Genomic DNA, 17,152 nt, shown 5'->3' on the forward strand with positions numbered 1-17,152 from the left:
CCGTCCGGCCCGCTTCCACGGAGTAGCGGACCTCGGACGCCTTCACTGTTCGAGAGGTCCCTTCCCCCGGTCTGTTTCGGGAACCAGTCGGCGGTGGAGTTCCGTGGTCATCGCGTGGATGGCACGGGTCAGTTCCGTATTGGTCTTGAGTTCCAGTTCCTGCTCGACGAAGTCATGGTCGGCCTTCGCCTGCTGGAAGGCCGCCTGCCGGTTCTGGCCGATCATCACGAACGTCGACAGGAAGATCGCCTCAAGGGAGACGGCGAGCGTCAGCATCGGCCAGGGGTTGGCCTCCACGAACAGCATCCAGAGGGTGAAGGCGACCGCGTGGAGATAGACGAACGGCATGGAGCCGGCGAACTTCGTGATCGCGTCAGCGACCCGCAGCTGGACATCGGCCGCCCGGCTCGTATGGTGTGCGACGACCACCGGATGATGCCGCGTCCCGGTCTCGGTTCCGTCCACCTGGCCTGCTTCCTGGGATCAGCATCCCTAAAACGCCCCCATGGCCCTGCATCGCCTCAAATCGCCCCCTCCAGGCGTACCGCCGAAGCCCGCCCTCAGCCGTGGGGGCCGCAGCGGACCCCGTGGCACGTGACCGGCGGACGACCGACTGCCCACACTCCGCCCCACGGCGATGGCGCAGAAGGGGCCGACCGGCCCCCGCACGGGGGCCGGTCCTGCCCTTCCCGCCCCGAGCCCACGAGAGCAGCGTGTCGACCATCGGCTCAGCCGACGCATGCCCCGGTCTGCGGTCCGAAGGAGTACTCATGACCACGTACCGAATCGCGGAGCTGGACGCGCACTGGCGCGCCGCGAACTATCTGGCCGTCGGCCAGATCTACCTCCTGGACAACCCGCTGCTCACGGAGCCGCTGCGGCCGGAGCACATCAAGCCCCGGCTCCTGGGCCACTGGGGCACCTCACCCGGCCTGAACTTCGTCCACACCCACCTGAACCGGGTGATCAAGGCGCGCTCCCTGGAGGCCCTGTGCGTCTGGGGGCCCGGCCACGGCGGGGCGGCCGTGCTCGCCAACTCCTGGCTGGAGGGCACGTACACCGAGGCCTACCCGGACATCGGCCGCGACGCCGACGGAATGCGCAGGCTGTTCCGCCAGTTCTCCTTTCCCGGCGGCGTGCCGAGTCACGTCGCGCCGGAAACGCCGGGCTCCATCCACGAGGGCGGCGAGCTCGGCTACGCCCTCTCCCACGCCTACGGAGCCGCCTTCGACCACCCCGGCCTGCTGGTGGCCTGCGTCATCGGCGACGGCGAGGCGGAGACGGGGCCGCTGGCCGCCTCCTGGCACTCCAACAAGTTCCTGGACCCGGTCCACGACGGCGCCGTCCTGCCGGTCCTGCACCTCAACGGCTACAAGATCGCCAACCCGACCGTGCTGTCGCGCATCCCCGAGGCGGAGCTCGACGCGCTGCTGCGCGGCTACGGACACGACCCCCTCTACGTCTCCGGCAGTGACCCGGCCCTCGTCCACCCGGCCATGGCCAGGGCCATGGACCAGGCCCTGGACCGGATCCGCGCCATCCAGGGGGAAGCGCGGGCCGCGGGCACGGATCCGGGCGGTGAGCGCGCACGCTGGCCGATGATCGTGCTGCGGACCCCCAAGGGCTGGACGGGGCCGGCGACCGTCGACGGCCAGCCGGTCGAAGGCACCTGGCGGGCGCACCAGGTGCCGCTCGCCGGGGTCCGCGAGGACCCCGGACACCTGAGGCAGCTGGAGAGCTGGATGCGTTCCTACCGGCCGGAGGAGCTCTTCGAGGCCGATGGCCGTCCCGCGGCCTCCGTACTGGACTGCGTACCGGAGGGTGGGCGTCGCCTGGGCGCGAGCCCGTACGCCAACGGCGGCCGGCTGCTGCGCTCGCTCCCCCTGCCCGGGCTCGATGCGCACGCCGTCCCGGTGGAGAAGCCCGGAAGCACCCTGCACGAGCCGACCCGCGTCCTGGGCCGCTACCTCGCGCAGGTCATGAGGGACACGGCGGGACGGCGGGACTTCCGGGTCGTCGGTCCGGACGAGACCGCGAGCAACCACCTCGACGGCCTGTACGAGGCGACGGGCAAGGCCTGGCAGGGCATGACGGAACCCACCGACCGGAACCTGTCCCGGGACGGCCGGGTCATGGAGATCCTCTCCGAGCACGTGTGCCAGGGCTGGCTGGAGGGGTACCTGCTCACCGGCCGCCACGGTCTGTTCTCCACGTACGAGGCCTTCGCCCACATCGTCGACTCCATGGTCGGCCAGCACATCAAATGGCTCAAGAGCGCCCGCGAGCTGAGCTGGCGCGCGCCCGTCGCCTCCCTCAACTACCTGCTCACCTCGCACGTCTGGCGCCAGGACAGCAACGGCTTCTCCCACCAGGACCCCGGATTCGTCGACCACGTCCTCACCAAGAGCCCGGGTGTCGTACGCGTCTACCTGCCGCCGGACGCCAACACCCTCCTCGCCGTGGCCGATCACGCCCTGCGCAGTCGCGACCAGGTCAACGTGATCGTCGCCGGCAAGCAGCCCTGCCACGACTGGCTGTCCATGGACGAAGCGCGCACGCACGTGGCACGGGGTGCGGGAATCTGGGCGTGGGCGGGCACGGACGACGGGGCCCGCGAGATCGACGTCGTGCTGGCCTGCGCCGGGGACGTGCCGACCCTGGAGGTGCTCGCCGCCACGGCCCTGCTGCGCCAGCACCTCCCGGAGCTGGCCGTGCGCATGGTCAACGTCGTCGACATCGCCCGCCTGATGCCGCGGGAGGAACATCCCCACGGCATGACCGAACCGGAGTACGACGCGCTCTTCACCACCGACAAGCCGGTCGTCTTCGCCTACCACGGCTATCCGTGGCTGATCCACCGCCTCGCCTACCGCCGGACCGGCCACCCGAACCTGCACGTCCGCGGCTACAAGGAATCCGGGACGACCACCACCCCCTTCGACATGGTCGTGCGCAACGACCTCGACCGCTACCGGCTCGTCATGGACGTCATCGACCGCGTCCCCGGCCTCGCCGGGCGGGCGGCGGCTCTGCGCCAGAGCATGTCCGACCAGCGGATCCGCCACCACGACTGGATCCGCCTCCACGGAACCGACCTGCCGGAGGTCGCCGACTGGTCCTGGCCCTACTGAGCGCCGGCCGGTCGGGACAGGTGGGCCGGCGGGACAGTGGGCCGTCCGGGCCGGGAAAGGGACCGAACGGCCCTTCCCCGGTCGGCCGCCACCGGCGGAGGGTGGGGGTGGACCGAACGGAGAACCGTCATGAGCGCCTCTTCCCTCCACCGGCTCACCTCCTCCCCCGACCGCTTCACCCGCGCCCTGTCCCCGGAGCACCGCGGCAGCCTGCTGGCACTGGCCCACGAGGCGCACTTCCCCGCCGGGGCGCGGCTGTTCAACCAGGGCGGGCACAGCGGCCACTTCTGGGTCATCCGGTCGGGCAGCGTCGGCATGGACGTGCACGTACCCGGCAGGCAGGCCGCGGTCGTCGAGACGGTCGGCCCGGGCGAGCTCGTCGGCTGGTCCTGGCTGTTCCGCCCCTACACCTGGCACTTCGGCGCCGAGGCCATGACGCCGGTACGCGCCGACGAGTTCGACGCCGCCGCCGTGCGCACACTGATGGACGCCGACCCCGCGCTCGCCTCCGAGATGTGGCAGTGGGTGGGTCAGGTGCTCGCCCACCGGCTCGTCTCCGCCCAGATCCGGCTCCTCGACCTGTACGCGCCCCACGGCAGCGGAAGCAGCATCTGAGACAATTGACCCCAGACGTATCCCGACCCGAGGGTGTGGCGTGGATGTCCGATGCACCAGCTGCCACCCCGGCCCTCACCAGGGTGTTCCTCCTCGACGACCACGAGGTCGTCCGCCGGGGGCTGCACGATCTCCTGGACGCCGAGCCCGACATCGAGGTGGTCGGCGAGGCTGCCACGGCCGCGGAGGCCCTGGCTCGCGGGCCGGCCCTGAAGCCGGACGTCGCGGTGCTCGACGTGCGGCTGCCCGACAGCGACGGCATCAGCGTCTGTCGTGAGCTGCGCTCGCGCATGCCGGGTCTCGCCTGCCTCATGCTCACGTCCTTCGACGACGAGGACGCCCTGCTCGACGCCATCATGGCCGGCGCCGCCGGGTACGTCCTGAAGCAGATCAGAGGCTCGGACCTGGTCGCCGCCATCCGGACGGTGGCGACGGGTCAGTCGATGCTCGACCCGGCAACGACCGCGCGCCTCATGCGCTCGCTCCGGGACCCCACCGCAGGAAAGCCGCCCGAGGACCAGCGGCTGACGGTCCTCTCCGAGCGGGAGCGCGCCGTGCTGGTGCTCGTCGGCGAGGGCCTCACCAACCGGCAGATCGGCAAACGGCTCTTCCTCTCGGAGAAGACGGTCAAGAACCACATCTCGCGGCTTCTCGCCAAGCTGGGAGTCGAGCGGCGCGTCCAGGCGGCGGTCATCGCCGCCGAGGTACGCGAGCGCGACGAACCCGTCCGCTGACGCCGTCACTCACCCGGGAGGGCCGAGCGGGACCCGCCACTCCAGGCGCGTTCCGCCGCCGTCCGGGCGCGGCATGACCGACAGCACGCCCCCGCGGACCTCGGCGCGCTCCTTCAGATTGCGCAGACCACTCCGGCTGCCACCGTCCGCCACACCCACACCGTCGTCACTCACCGTAACGGATAGCGTGCCGTCTGCCACGACGATGGCGACGTCCGCATGAGTTGCCCGCGCGTGCCGGGCGATGTTGGTGAGCGCCTCGACGAGGACGGCGACCACGTCCTCGGCAACCGGGGGCGGCACGTCGGTGTCGATCAGCCCCTCCATCCGCAGGGCGGGAGCGAAGCCGAGCACCGCCGCCGCCTCACCCACCGCCCGCACCGCGCGGACCCGGAGCCTGGGGGGCCGACCCGGCGCTGCCTCGTGGTCGCGGAGTCCGAAGATCGTCGAACGGATGATCTTGATTGTCTCGTCCAGGTCGTCGATCGACCGGCCCAGCCGCTCGGACGCCTCGGGGTGCTCCACGAAGCGCTGGGCGCTCTGCAGGGTCATCCCGGTCGCGAAGAGACGCTGGATCGCGAGATCGTGCAGGTCGCGGGCGATCCGGTCGCGGTCCGCGAGCAGGCTGACCTGCTCGGTGTCCCGGCGCCGGTCGGCCAGTTCCAACGCCAGGGCGGCCTGCCCGGCGAAACCGGGCAGCGGCGCGACTTCGGGCGCCGCGAACGACGGGCGCCCGGTACGCCGTGCCAGCAGCAGCACCCCCCGCAGCTTCTCGCGGGTGCCCACCGTGACCGCCACAGCCGGTCCGAAACCCGTCCAGACGTCCGGCTGCGCCGCGACCCGGACGTCGGTGGCCACATCCTCGAAGGTGATCAGGCCGTCCCGCGCCGTGACCAGACCGGCGAGGATCCCCTCGCTGCCCGGCAGGACGACCCCCCGGTGCGCCTTGGCGCCGTCCCCGAGGGCCAGCGAGCCGTGCAGCTCGCCGCTGGGCTCCACCTGGTAGAAGACGCACATTTCGGCCGAGATGATGTCCTGGGCCCGCTCCAGCATGCCCTCCAGCACCTTTATCTCGGAGGAGCCCGACAACAGCGCGCTGGCGAAGTCGGAGTTCGCGGCCAGCCAGCGCTCCCGGAGCCGGACCTCCTCGTAGAGGCGGGCGTTGTCGATGGCGACGCCGGCGGCAACCGCGAGGGTCGACAGGACCCCTTCGTCCTCCGCGTCGAAGTCCGCACCGCCGCGCTTCTCCGTCAGGTAGAGGTTGCCGAACACCTCGTCCCGGATCCGGATCGGTACGCCGAGGAAGGAGCGCATCGGCGGGTGGTGCTCCGGGAAGCCGACGGAGGCCGCGTGCTCCGAGAGGTCTCCCAGCCGCAGTGGCCGCGGGTGTCTGATCAGCTCGCCCAGCAGTCCGTGGCCGGCCGGAAGGGCTCCGATCCGCGCCCGGAGCTGGTCGCTGATGCCCACCGGGATGAACGCGGCGAGTCGCTCGTCGTCCCCCACCACGCCCAGCGCACCGTACTCCGCGTCCACGAGGAGGACGGCGGCCTCCACGATGCCGCGCAGCACCTGGGCCAGGTCCAGCTCCTGCCCCACCGACATGACCGCCTCAAGCAGCCCGTTCAGCCGGTCCCGGCTACTCCGTGCGTCAGTGACCTGCGCCTGGAGCGCGTCCAGCCTCCGCTGCGGAATGCGGCTCGCCGCCGCATCGCGATCGTCCCCGACCATGGACACCTCCGGCGCCATCAAGGGGCGCTGCGGACCCGCCCATTCGTCAGCGTAGCCCTTGCACCAACCGCCCCGTCGCTTTCAGGACCATGGGTGACGGGCATGCGGTGGGGCCTGACCGGGTCGATCCTGTCGGCTGATGTCCGGAAGTGACGAAGCGGCCCCCGTCTACGCACCCGGGATGGTGATCACCGGGCAGTTCGCGCGGTGCAGGAGACCGTGGACGACCGATCCGAGCCGGATGCCCGTGTAGCCGCCCCTGCCCCGTCGGCCCACGATCAGGGCCAGGGCGTGCTCCGCCGCCTGGGCCAGACACTCCACCGGGTGGCCGGTCGGCACCTCGCAGGTGAGCTTGACGTCCTGATGCTCCTGTACCCAGCCTTTGGCCGTGTCGGTCAGCATGCGGTGCTGGGCCCTCACGGCCGCCGTCTCGTTCTGGAAGGAGTAGACGGGTGGCTGCCACACCGAGACGGCGTGCAGCTCGCAGTTACGGAGGCCGGCCTCCTGGAAGGCCATGGCCATGGCCGTCTTCGAGGACTCGCTGCCGTCGACTCCGACGACGAGGTAGGACGGCTCCCGGCTGCTGTGCTCGCCGTCGCCCACCACGACGACCGGGCAGTGAGCCTGCGCGCTGACGGGCAACACGATGGAGCAGGCAGTGAAGATCTCCTCCGGCCGCTTCAGGTGGCTCGAACCCAAGACGAGCATGCGGGCGTGTCTGGACGTCCCGCAGAGCACGGGTGCCGGGTAGCCGTCGCGCAGGACGGTTGCCAAGTCCGTCTCGGGGTGGCGCTCCCGCGCCCATACGGCGGCTTCTTCGAGGGCGTCCGAGCCGGCCTGTCGTACGGCGTGGTGCCGTGCGCTGCCGCCGTCGACGCGCTCGGTGTCGTGCGGCGAGGGCACCGCCAGGACCAGGCGGAGCCGGACCTTGCGGCGGTGTGCCTCGTCGGCTCCCCAGGCGAGGGGCTGGAGCCACCCTCCGGCAGGGTCGATCCCCACCGCGATTTCCCGGCCCTCCCCGATGTCCCGTCTTTCCGCGGTAGCCGTCATGACGCGTCGCTCCCCCGCTCCTCATCGTGCCGTTGATTGAACCCGACGGGGCAGCGCGAATGGTGCAGGAGACTGTGCGTAACGCGCCCCAGCGTGGGCCCGAAGCAGCCGGGCGCCAGCCGTCCGCCTTCCATGGCTTCCTCCTCTGCCGAACAGCGTCGATGGTGTGCCTCCAGGCTGTCACCCGGACCGGCGCGAGGAGTGGGCCACAGGGGCCAGCTAAGGGACCGGAGGTCCCTCGTACGCCTCGCACCGTTTCGGCGACGCGCCGCGCCGGGGACCGGTCAGTCCAGGCGCAGGACCGTTCGGCCCTCGCGCCGCGGGCGGGCCGGGGCGGATGGTGGCTGGTGAGGCGCTCCGCACGGTGCGCCCGCCGGACGCCGCCGATAGGAGGGCCACACATGAGGCACGCCAAAGTCGGCTTCCTGATGACCGACGAGGTCATATCGGTCGTCGGCCGGACTCCGTCCGCGGACGTGGCCGCGCTGCTCGTCGAACACGACATCAGCGGACTGCCGGTCGTGGACGAGGACGACCGCGTCATCGGGGTCGTCTCGCACACCGATCTCCTCGCCCGCGCCGATCTCAGCGCCCGGGAACTCATGTCGGCGCCGGCCGTCACCATCCATGCCGAGCAGACCGTCACGGAGGCCGCCCGCCTCATGACCCGGCGCGGCGTGGAGAGACTCCCTGTCGTCGACGATGAGGACCGCCTGGTCGGCATCGCGACCAGAAGGGATCTGCTCCGCGTGTTCCTGCGCCCGGACCACGAGATCCGCCGCTGCCTGATCGAGGACGTGCTCGGCGAGACCATGGGGATCGGCTCCGACGCGGTGGACGTGCACGTCGTGGACGGGCTCGTCACCCTGGACGGCCTTCTGCCAAGGGGCAGCCAGATTCCTGTGGTTCTGCGGCTGGCCCGGCAGGTGGACGGAGTCGTCGCGGTGACCGACCGGCTCACCGCCCGGTTCGACGATTCCCGCCGCGCCCCGCCGGGTCGAAGTACCCACAGCGTCCCGCGGTGACCACCGCCGGCGCCCGCGACAGCACCCGGCGCAAAGGCCTCAGGACATGTGAACCGTTCGGCTCCCGCGCAGCGGGCCGGGTCAGGGCGACGCTGCGGGCAGGCAGCTCGCGGCGCCGGGTGTACCTCTCATGTCCTCTGGGTTCGCGACGGGTTGGATACGGCGAGTTCGTCGTGCCGCGACCCGCCCAGTACGACCTTGAGCGCTCCCGTCTCGCCCGCGTGGGAGAACACCTCGTAGGCCTCTTCCATCTGCCGCAGCCCGAACCGATGGGTGATCAGCGACGACGTCGGCAGCCGACCGGCCGCCAGCATGCGCAGCAGCATCGGCGTCGAGTGCGTGTCCACCAGTCCGGTGGTGAGGGTGATGTCCTTGATCCACAGGTCTTCGAGGTGCAGGGTCGCCGGCCGGACGGCCCCCGCAGCGGCCCCGTCCGGCCCGTCCGGCCCGTCCGGGACAGCTCGGGAAATGTGATGCCGGAGGTGCGCCCTCCTTCGCCGAGGGCCGACCAGCGTGGCCCGTGACAGTCCCCGTGACAGTCCCTGAACTGCGCCCCAACCACGTCATATCCGCAGACGGCCGTAGTACGAATCTCTTCCCGGAGGGTCAGGCGCATGATCCGGGCAGCCGACATCCGCGAGTGGCGCAACCGTGACGTCACGGACCCGGACGGACACAGGATCGGCGTCCTCGAAGCCGTCTACGTCGAGAGCGGTACGGACGAGTCGGCCATGGCCACCGTCCGCACCGGCCGACGAGCCCTGGGGGCGCATCACGCGCGTCTGCGTGAACCCCGCCCGTTGGCCCGTCGTCCCTCCCAGGGTGCCCGTCGCCGGGCACACCGTGCACGTGGGCTGGTTCAACGAACAGGACCCCGACAAGCTGATCCTGCTCTCCTACGACGTCGGCCGCTGGGACCTGCTGGTCATCCCGCCCGAGACCGCACCGGCAGCCGCGGCCCGCATGCTGGCGGCCGCCGCCGTCCCCGGGAGCGTCCTGAGCGCCCGCGCGCTGATCGCAGCCGAAGCCGTCATCGGTCGAAGGCCCGAGCTTCGGATCCGGGAAGACGCCTGGGAGAACGATGGCGGTGCCTGCATGTCGCCCATCGGGCTCCCCGCCGGGCAACCGGTCGGCCCGCTGGCCGTCGGCACCTTCGCCAACGCGTCCCTCAGGGCGCGTACGTCTCTCCGCCGAGGGTGAGGGTGGCGCTGCCCGCCGTACTGTCGGCGAGCCAGGCTTCGAAGCCGGGCAGGTCGTCCTCCGGGAGGGCGACCTCGATCTCGACCGCGGCCCCGTAGCGCAGGTCCACGACGGTGCGGCCGGTGGAGCGCAGGTCGTTCTGGGTCCTGCCGGCGCGCTGGTGGTCGACGGTGACGGTGGCGAGCCGGTAGCGGCGGCGGGTGACGGTGCCGAGCGCGTCGAGGGCCTCGCCGACGACTCCCCCGTAGGCGCGGATGAGGCCGCCGGCGCCGAGCTTCACGCCGCCGTAGTAGCGGGTGACCACGGCGACCGCGTAGCGGACGTCCCGGCGCATGAGCATCTGGAGCATGGGCACCCCGGCGGTGCCGCCGGGCTCGCCGTCGTCGCTGGCCTTCTGCACGGAGGCGTCCGCGCCGATCACGTAGGCGTAGCAGTGGTGCGAGGCGGTGGGGTGCTCCTTGCGGATCCGCGCGACGAACTCCTGCGCCTCCTGCTCCGTCGCGGCGGGTGCGAGCGCACACAGGAAGCGCGAGCGGTTGATCTCCGACTCGTGCACGCCCTCGTGAGCCACCGTCGCGTACTGGTCTGCCTTCACCGCTCCACCCTACGGGGAATCGGACATGTGTCTTTTCGGTTGATGCGCAGAGCAGGCGATCGGGAACGGCAGTCCAGAGCAGCAGGAGGCGGCGCACGTGTACGGCGATCCGGCAACCATCCGCAAGATCCTCACCGAAGTCGGCGACACCTGGGCCGTGGTGGGCCTCTCGAACAACCGGGACCGCGCGGCCTACGGGGTGGCCCGCGTCCTCCAGCGGTTCGGCAAGCGCGTGGTCCCCGTGCACCCGAAGGCGGAGACGGTGCACGGGGAGCCCGGGTACGCCTCGCTGGAGGCGATCCCGTTCAAGGTCGACGTGGTGGACGTCTTCGTGAACAGCCGGCTCGCCGGAGCGGTCGCGGACGAGGCGGCCGCGATAGGGGCCGGGGCCGTCTGGTTCCAGCTGGGCGTGATCGACGAGGCCGCCTTCGCGCGCACCCGCGAGGCCGGCCTCTCGATGGTCATGGACCGCTGCCCGGCCATCGAGATCCCGGCCCTGTAGGCCGGGCGCAGGTCCCACGCCGGCTGGCCGGTGCGCGCCGGCCGGCCGACCCGGCCACCCGTCCGCGGGCGGCGCCGCATCAGTGCGGCGCGCCCGCCTTCCGGGCGGGGGCGGGGACCGGCGCCGATACGGGCGGGACCGCCACCGCGAGCGTCATCTCCATGGGGACGGCGCCGTCGTTGCGGTAGGAGTGGGCCAGATCGGCCTCGAAGGCGGCAGCGGCCCCCACCGGTACGCGGAACTCCTCCTCGCCGACCACCAGCGTCAGCTCCCCCGCCGTGACGTGCAGCATCTCGATGGTCCCGGAGGGGTGCGGGGCCGACTCGGTGCTCTCCCCGGGCACCAGGTGCCAGGTCCACAGCTCCATCGGCCCGCGCTCGTCGGTGCCGATCAGCAGGGTCGTGGAGCTGCCCGCGTCACTGCTCCAGATCCGTACGGCCTGCTCCGGCGGGACGACGCGGACCCGGGGCCCCCGGTCGTGGTCGAGGAGCGTGGAGATGCTGACGCCGAGCGCGTCGGCCAGCCGTACGGTGGTGCCGACGCTGGGGTTCGTCCGGGCCTGCTCGATCTGGATGATCATGCCCCGGCTGACGCCCGCCCGGGCCGCGAGCGCGTCGAGCGTGAAACCGCGCTCGCCGCGCCAGCGCTTGAGGTTCGCGGCCAGCGACTGCGTGAGCTTCTCGAGGTCGGACACGGACCCATCACCCTTCAGTCCAATATCGTGGATGACAGAGTGCAGCAGAGTGAACTACCGTGCCCTGTACTCGAACGTTCAATGCACTGTACTGCGAGGCCCCGTCATGACCGCCCTCTTCGCCTTGGCCACAGCTGTGCTGTGGGGTCTCGCCGACTTCGGCGGCGGGCTGCTCACCCGCCGGATCCCGGCCCTCACGGTGGTCGTGGTCTCGCAGGTCGTCGCCGTGGTGGTGCTCGGCTCCGTCGTCCTGGCCACCGGGGCCTGGCACGAGGCCGGGCCGGGGCTCTGGTTCGCGGTGGCCGCCGGCGTCGTCGGGCCGGTCGCCATGCTCAGCTTCTACAAGGCCCTGGCGCTCGGGCCCATGGGCGTGGTCTCGCCGCTGGGCTCCGTGGGCGTGGTGGTGCCCGTCGCGGCCGGGCTGGCGCTGGGCGAGCGGCCCGGCCCCGGCCAGTTCGCCGGCATCGCGGTGGCCGTCGTCGGCATCGTCCTGGCGGGCGGGCCGGAACTGCGCGGCGCGCCCGTCCAGCGGCGGGCCGTCGTCCTCACCCTGGTCGCCGCGTTCGGCTTCGGCGCGGTGATGGCGTTGATCTCGCACGCCTCCACCACCCTCACCGGCCTGTTCCTCGCGCTGTTCGTCCAGCGGGTCACCAACGTCGCCGTGGGCGGCGCCGCGCTGTGGGTCCAGACCCGGCGCGGCGTCCCGGCCCTCCCCGCGGGCACCGGACCGCGCGTCCTGTGGGGCCTGCTCCCGGCCCTCGCCTTCGTCGGCCTCGCGGACGTCGCGGCGAACGGCACCTACTCCGTCGCCGCCCAGAGCGGCCCGGTCACCGTCGCCGCCGTACTGTCCTCGCTCTACCCGGTGATCACCGCGCTCGCCGCCTTCGCCGTGCTCAAGGAGCGCCTGCGCACCGTCCAGGCGGCGGGCGCCGGGCTGGCCCTGGCGGGCACGGTCCTGCTGGCCGCCGGTTAGGCGGTGCCCTGACGGGCTTCCGCGTCCCGGCGGGCCTCCGGGCCCCGGGGGACCGCCGCGTCCTGGCGGGCCTCCGCCTCGGCCAGCTCCGCCAGCCCGCGCAGCTGCTCCGGGGTCATCCCGTCGGGGATCGGCACGGGGGCCGGCGTGCGCAGCGGGGGCTGCCAGCCCGTCTCCGGCTCCCAGCGCCGTACGACGCGCGCCGGCGCCCCCGCGACGACGGCGTGGTCCGGCACCTCGTCCCGTACGACGGCCCCCGCCGCCACCACGACGTTGCGGCCGAGCCGCGCGCCCGGCAGGACCACGGCCCCGGTGCCGAGCCAGCAGCCCGGGCCGATCTCGACCGGTGCGCTGCGCGGCCACTGCCGTCCGACCGGCTGGTGCGGGTCGTCGTAGCTGTGGTTGGTGGAGGTGATGTACACGCCGGGGCCGCAGAACGTGTCGTTCCCGATGGTGATCCGGGTGTCTGCGATGACGTGGCTGTCGCGGCCGATGACCACGCCGTTGCCGAGCACCAGCATCGGCTCCGCGCCCAGGTCGAGGTCCGGCATCATCCCGGCGGTGAGGGTGACCTGTTCGCCGATGATGCAGTGGTCGCCGAGCCGGATCCAGCGCTCGCCGAAGACCGTGCCCTGCGGGAAGGCGAGCCGGGTGCCGTGCCCGATCGCGCCGAACCGCAGCCGCCCGGGGGTCTGCGCGGTCACCGCGCCGGCCTGCTGCATCCAGCGCCAGCCGGCGTGGACCGCGCGGTTCGCCAGCCTGCGGCGCAGGGCCGCGAGGGATGAGAACGTGTTCTGGTTCTTCGGCACCCGGCCACGGTAGTGGGCGGGGTGGCGGGCATCAGAGCGGCGGACCTGTGATGTTCACCCCATCGCGGGAGCTCCCGGGCCCGTGCCCTACGGTGCCGGTAGCGCGGCAGGCACCCGTACGAGCGACGACGTCCGTGACGGACGACGGGCGCAGGCGTACGGGCACAGACAAGCGAAGGCAGAGGAAGAGCACATGACGCAGCAGTCGGCCCGGGCACTCGTGGCGGGCGTGGGCGGGAAGAGCCCCGCCGTGGACCCGACGGCCTTCACGGCGCCCACCTCCGTCGTGATCGGCGACGTCACGCTGGCCGCCGGAGCGAGCGTCTGGTACTCCGCGGTGCTGCGCGCCGACTGCGGACCGATCACGCTCGGCGCGGACAGCAACGTCCAGGACAACTGCACGGTGCACGTGGACCCCGGGTTCCCGGTGTCGATCGGCGAGCGGGTCTCCATCGGCCACAACGCCGTCGTGCACGGCTGCACCGTCGAGGACGACTGCCTGATCGGCATGGGCGCGACCGTCCTCAACGGCGCGGTGATCGGCGCCGGTTCCCTGGTGGCCGCGCAGGCGCTGGTCCCGCAGGGGATGGTGGTCCCGCCCGGGTCGCTGGTCGCGGGTGTCCCCGCCAAGGTGCGGCGCGAGCTGACCGAGGAGGAACGCGAGGGCCTCAAGCTCAACGCCGCGATGTACCTGGAGCTGGCGAAGCAGCACCGCGCCGCCGTGACCCCGGAGGCCTAGGCACCCGCGTCCGGATCAAGACGGGGCGTCCGCATGCCGGCGGGCCGCCCCGCCCTCCGGAACGCGGACGCCAACGACCGGGTCCGCGTCACGTCGGCCGGCTCAGTCGGCGACGCCGACCGGGACCGGCTCGGGGGCCTCCGCGGCGGCGGTGCGGACCTCCGCGGCCGCCTTCTTCATCCTGCTGCGCACCACCAGCGTCACGGCGAGCCCGCAGAGCACCGCCATCAGCAGGGCCGCCCAGGAGAACCGCTTCAGCCAGGGCTCCGCGACGATGCCGACCGAGTAGATGACGGCCGTGGTGCCGCCGGCCCAGAGGATTCCGCCGAAGACGTTGGCGATCAGGAACTTCCAGTACGGCATGTGCAGCACGCCCGCCAGCGGACCGGCGAAGATCCGCAGCAGCGCCACGAACCGCCCGAAGAAGACGGCCCACATGCCCCACTTCTCGAAGGAGCGTTCCGCGAGCGCCACGTGCTCGGGCCCGCAGTGCTTGGGGAAGCGCCGGCCGAGCTTCTCCAGCAGCGGCTTGCCGCCCCGGCGCCCGATCGCGTAGCCGATCGAGTCGCCGACGATCGCGCCGGTGATCGCGCAGGCGCCGAGCACCACCGGATCGATGTCGCCGTGCTGCGAGGCGAGCAGCGCCGAGCTGACGAGGACGATCTCTCCCGGCAGCGGGATGCCGAGGCTCTCCAGCCCGATGACCAGACCCACCAGGAGGTAGACGCTGACCGCCGGAATCGTCTCCAGCCATTCCTGGATGTGCACCGGTACGTCCTCCCGAGTCGACTCCGGCGCGCCCCCTGTGGCACGCCGAGCGGGCAGCCTACCGGCTGCTCACCACCGTCTTTGACCTCAGTGGCAGTTCGCGGGACGAGCGGCCCGCGAAGACCTCCCGGCGGCCGCCGCCCAGCACCCACGCGTGCCGTTCGGGGTCCCAGGAGGACAGGGCCCTCGGGTCGAGGGTGACGGTGACCCGCTGCGCCTCGCCCGGCGCGAGGGTCAGCCGCCGGTATCCGGCCAGCGCGCGCACCGGCTGGTCGAGCTTCAGCTCCGGCGACGGGCCGACGTACACCTGGGCCACCTCGGTGCCCTTGCGGCGCCCGGTGTTGCGGACGGTGAACTCCACCCGCAGCCCGCCGTGTTCCGGCCGGACCACGAGCTTCTCGTACTGCCAGGTGGTGTACGAGAGCCCGTGCCCGAACGGGAACAGCGGGGCGGCCCGCTGCGCGTCGTACCAGCGGTGACCGACGTGCACGCCCTCCGTGTACTCCTGCCTGCCGCCCACCCCGGGGTAGCGCAGCGGGTTCCCGCCGACCGGGGTCGCGTCCTCGTCGGCGGGGAAGGTCTGGGTCAGCCGCCCGCCCGGGTCCACGTCCCCGAAGAGGATGTCGGCGGTGGCCCCGGCGCCCTCCTGCCCCGGGTAGTACGTCTGGAGGACGGCGCCGGTACGGGAGAGCCACGGCATGGTCGTACTGGACGAGGTGTTCAGCACGACGGTGGTCCGCGGGTTCGCGGCGGCGACCGCCTCGATCAGCCGCTCCTGCCCGCCCGGGAGCGCCAGCGAGGTCCGGTCGGCGCCCTCGGTGGCGTCCTCGTAGGCGAACAGGACCACGCTGCGGGCCGCCTTGGCCGCCTTCACCGCCTCGGCGAGGTCCGCCGCCCGGGTCGCCCCCGTCGTGAGCCGCAGCCGGAAGCGCTGGCCGGAGGCCCCGCCGCGGGCGGACACGGCGAGCCGGTGGGGGCCGGCCTTGAGGGCGAGGGTGCGGCGGCGGACGGCCAGCCCGTCGGGCGCGGCGGCGAGCAGCCCGCCCGCGAACTGCTCCGCCACGCCCTGCCGGACGGGGAACAGCTCCTCCCCGTCGAGGCGCACGCTCGGCCGCTGCCCGGTGTAGTGGACGAGCAGGGTCCACACGTCGGCGGCGGCGAGCGTGAAGGTGCCCTCGTGGCTCCAGGTCCGCCCGGCCTCCACCCTGCGGTCGTCGAGGTCGGCCGGGGGTCTGAGGAGCACCGGCGGGAGGGGGCGCCCGTACAGGTCCTCTCCGAGGGCGTAGCGCACGGTCGAGCCCTTGCCCGCCCGCTGGCGGATCGCGGCGAGCGGCGCGGTGGCCGCGTCCGGGACGACGTGGGCGCTGCCGCCGCCACTGACGAAGGGCACCTGCCCGGTGGGTCCGATGACGGCGATGGAGCGGGCGGCCGCCCCGGCCAGCGGCAGCGTGCCGCGCTCGTTGCGCAGCAGCACGGCCCCGGCGGCGGCCACCTTGCGGGCCGTCCGCGCCCCGGCCGCGGCCTCCCGGGCGGGCCGGGCCGCGGGGCGGTCGGTCAGCAGTCCGAAGCGGTCCAGGGTGCTCAGGACGCGGTGCACGGCGAGGTCGACGGTGTCCTGGGAGACGGAGCCGCCGCGCACCGCCTCGCGCAGCGGCGCCCCGAAGTGGGTCGCGCCGGGCATCTCCATGTCCAGGCCCGCACTGATGGCGGCGACGGTGCTGTGGACGGCGTCCCGCTCGGAGATCACCCAGCCGTCGAACCCCCAGGCTCCGCGCAGCAGTTCGTCCAGCAGCGGCCTGCTCTCGCAGGCGTACACGCCGTTGACCTTGTTGTACGCGCCGACCACGGCGCCCGCGCCGGCGGCCACGGCCGCCTCGAAGCCGCGCAGTTCGGTCTCGTGCAGGGTCCGTTCGGCGGCGATCACGTCGACGGTGTCGCGGCCCTTCTCCTGGTTGCTGAGGGCGAAGTGCTTGACGGCGGCGATGAGCCCCTCGTCCTGGATGCCGCGGACCACCTCGGCCACCAGGTCGGCGGTGAGGCGCGGATCCTCGGCGAAGGTCTCGAAGTTGCGCCCGGCGTACGGCGTGCGGATGAGGCTCGCCATGGGCGCGAGCAGGACGTCCACACCGAGGGCGCGGCCCTCCCGTCCGAGGACCCTGCCGTACTCGCGGGCCAGTGCGGGGTCGAAGGCGGAGGCGAGCAGGACCGGCGCGGGCAGCGCGGTGGCGGGCCGGGCGAGGCGTACCCCGGCGGGCCCGTCGGCGAGCCGCAGCGCCGGGATGCCCAGGCGGGGGACGCCGGGCACGTAGCCGGCCTGGCCGAGGGGGGCCGGGTCGCGGCCGCCGTGCAGCAGGGCGGTCTTCTCCTCCAGGGTGAGCTGCTCCAGCAGGGACTCCACGCGGGCGGCGGCGTCGGCGGGTCCGGCTCCGGCTCCGGGAGCGGGCGCGGGGGGCGCGGGCGGCGCCGTGCCCCGCCCCGCGCCCGGAGGCACGGTGGGCGCGCAGCCGGCCGCCCCGAGCGCGGCGCCCGCCCCGGCGAGGAGCCGGATCGCGGAACGTCTGGACACGGCCTCGCTCATGGGCGCTCCTA

General features: G+C 72.9%; 16 protein-coding genes and 2 pseudogenes. 9 read left to right on the plus strand and 9 right to left on the minus strand.

Going from position 1 to position 17,152, the window contains the following annotated elements; genetic code table 11:
* Positions 1-42 precede the first annotated feature (42 nt).
* Positions 43-465 carry a DUF1003 domain-containing protein gene (locus ACFWTC_RS23800; protein ID WP_383916249.1) on the minus strand — a complete coding sequence of 141 codons (423 nt, stop codon included), beginning with the start codon at positions 463-465 and terminating at the stop codon, positions 43-45.
* A 305-nt stretch (positions 466-770) separates the two neighbouring features.
* Here ACFWTC_RS23800 and ACFWTC_RS23805 point away from each other — a divergent pair, with 305 nt between their 5' ends.
* The 3 genes from ACFWTC_RS23805 to ACFWTC_RS23815 all read left to right on the plus strand — a co-directional run bounded on the left by ACFWTC_RS23805 (position 771) and on the right by ACFWTC_RS23815 (position 4,480).
* Positions 771-3,131: a phosphoketolase gene (locus ACFWTC_RS23805; protein ID WP_383916251.1), complete on the plus strand. Its 2,361-nt coding sequence runs from the start codon at positions 771-773 to the stop codon at positions 3,129-3,131.
* 129 nt (positions 3,132-3,260) lie between these two features.
* Positions 3,261-3,746, plus strand: coding sequence for a Crp/Fnr family transcriptional regulator (locus ACFWTC_RS23810; protein ID WP_384028334.1), 486 nt, complete (start codon positions 3,261-3,263; stop codon positions 3,744-3,746).
* 44 nt (positions 3,747-3,790) lie between these two features.
* The gene (locus ACFWTC_RS23815) at positions 3,791-4,480 is read left to right on the plus strand and encodes a response regulator (protein WP_383916255.1); all 690 of its coding nucleotides are present in this window, start codon (positions 3,791-3,793) and stop codon (positions 4,478-4,480) included.
* 9 nt (positions 4,481-4,489) lie between these two features.
* Here ACFWTC_RS23815 and ACFWTC_RS23820 read toward each other — a convergent pair whose 3' ends face one another.
* Together ACFWTC_RS23820 and ACFWTC_RS23825 are read right to left on the minus strand one after the other, a co-directional pair.
* Positions 4,490-6,208 (minus strand): GAF domain-containing protein, encoded by a 1,719-nt coding sequence (locus tag ACFWTC_RS23820; protein WP_383916257.1) that lies wholly within the window; start codon positions 6,206-6,208, stop codon positions 4,490-4,492.
* 168 nt (positions 6,209-6,376) lie between these two features.
* Positions 6,377-7,258 (minus strand): universal stress protein, encoded by an 882-nt coding sequence (locus ACFWTC_RS23825; protein WP_383916259.1) that lies wholly within the window; start codon positions 7,256-7,258, stop codon positions 6,377-6,379.
* 401 nt (positions 7,259-7,659) lie between these two features.
* Between ACFWTC_RS23825 and ACFWTC_RS23830 the strand changes: the two genes are divergently transcribed.
* Positions 7,660-8,283 (plus strand): CBS domain-containing protein, encoded by a 624-nt coding sequence (locus tag ACFWTC_RS23830; protein WP_383916261.1) that lies wholly within the window; start codon positions 7,660-7,662, stop codon positions 8,281-8,283.
* A 128-nt stretch (positions 8,284-8,411) separates the two neighbouring features.
* Here the strand turns inward: ACFWTC_RS23830 and ACFWTC_RS23835 are convergent.
* Positions 8,412-8,693 (minus strand): annotated as a pseudogene (locus tag ACFWTC_RS23835) (alcohol dehydrogenase); the annotation flags it as partial.
* Positions 8,694-8,897: 204 nt separating this feature from the next.
* On the opposite strand from ACFWTC_RS23835, the pseudogene ACFWTC_RS23840 reads away from it, so the two are divergent.
* A pseudogene (locus ACFWTC_RS23840) lies at positions 8,898-9,035 on the plus strand (PRC-barrel domain containing protein); the annotation flags it as partial.
* Positions 9,036-9,069: 34 nt separating this feature from the next.
* The gene (locus ACFWTC_RS23845) at positions 9,070-9,483 is read left to right on the plus strand and encodes a DUF5994 family protein (protein WP_383916263.1); all 414 of its coding nucleotides are present in this window, start codon (positions 9,070-9,072) and stop codon (positions 9,481-9,483) included.
* On the opposite strand, the gene ACFWTC_RS23850 is transcribed toward ACFWTC_RS23845, so the two are convergent.
* Complete coding sequence (locus ACFWTC_RS23850; RefSeq protein ID WP_383916265.1) at positions 9,452-10,078, minus strand: YigZ family protein; 627 nt, start codon at positions 10,076-10,078, stop codon at positions 9,452-9,454. The two genes, ACFWTC_RS23845 and ACFWTC_RS23850, sit on opposite strands and share 32 nt — an antisense overlap.
* A gap of 97 nt (positions 10,079-10,175) precedes the next feature.
* On the opposite strand from ACFWTC_RS23850, the gene ACFWTC_RS23855 reads away from it, so the two are divergent.
* Positions 10,176-10,580 carry a CoA-binding protein gene (locus ACFWTC_RS23855; protein ID WP_383916267.1) on the plus strand — a complete coding sequence of 135 codons (405 nt, stop codon included), beginning with the start codon at positions 10,176-10,178 and terminating at the stop codon, positions 10,578-10,580.
* 79 nt (positions 10,581-10,659) lie between these two features.
* Here ACFWTC_RS23855 and ACFWTC_RS23860 read toward each other — a convergent pair whose 3' ends face one another.
* Complete coding sequence (locus ACFWTC_RS23860; RefSeq protein WP_384028332.1) at positions 10,660-11,274, minus strand: cupin domain-containing protein; 615 nt, start codon at positions 11,272-11,274, stop codon at positions 10,660-10,662.
* Positions 11,275-11,380: 106 nt separating this feature from the next.
* Here ACFWTC_RS23860 and ACFWTC_RS23865 point away from each other — a divergent pair, with 106 nt between their 5' ends.
* Positions 11,381-12,247 carry an EamA family transporter gene (locus ACFWTC_RS23865; protein WP_383916271.1) on the plus strand — a complete coding sequence of 289 codons (867 nt, stop codon included), beginning with the start codon at positions 11,381-11,383 and terminating at the stop codon, positions 12,245-12,247.
* Here ACFWTC_RS23865 and ACFWTC_RS23870 read toward each other — a convergent pair.
* Complete coding sequence (locus tag ACFWTC_RS23870; protein WP_383916273.1) at positions 12,244-13,056, minus strand: acyltransferase; 813 nt, start codon at positions 13,054-13,056, stop codon at positions 12,244-12,246. The two genes, ACFWTC_RS23865 and ACFWTC_RS23870, sit on opposite strands and share 4 nt — an antisense overlap.
* Before the next feature lie 193 nt (positions 13,057-13,249).
* Here ACFWTC_RS23870 and ACFWTC_RS23875 point away from each other — a divergent pair, with 193 nt between their 5' ends.
* Positions 13,250-13,795 carry a gamma carbonic anhydrase family protein gene (locus ACFWTC_RS23875; protein ID WP_383916275.1) on the plus strand — a complete coding sequence of 182 codons (546 nt, stop codon included), beginning with the start codon at positions 13,250-13,252 and terminating at the stop codon, positions 13,793-13,795.
* A 102-nt stretch (positions 13,796-13,897) separates the two neighbouring features.
* On the opposite strand, the gene ACFWTC_RS23880 is transcribed toward ACFWTC_RS23875, so the two are convergent.
* Both ACFWTC_RS23880 and ACFWTC_RS23885 read right to left on the minus strand, forming a co-directional pair.
* Positions 13,898-14,563 (minus strand): DedA family protein, encoded by a 666-nt coding sequence (locus tag ACFWTC_RS23880; protein ID WP_383916276.1) that lies wholly within the window; start codon positions 14,561-14,563, stop codon positions 13,898-13,900.
* A gap of 58 nt (positions 14,564-14,621) precedes the next feature.
* Entirely contained in the window at positions 14,622-17,141 is a 2,520-nt protein-coding gene (locus ACFWTC_RS23885; protein WP_383916278.1) for a beta-glucosidase, read from the minus strand.
* Positions 17,142-17,152 lie beyond the last annotated feature (11 nt).

The sequence above is a fragment of the Streptomyces sp. NPDC058619 genome (genome assembly GCF_042717785.1).
Lineage (GTDB): Bacteria > Actinomycetota > Actinomycetes > Streptomycetales > Streptomycetaceae > Streptomyces.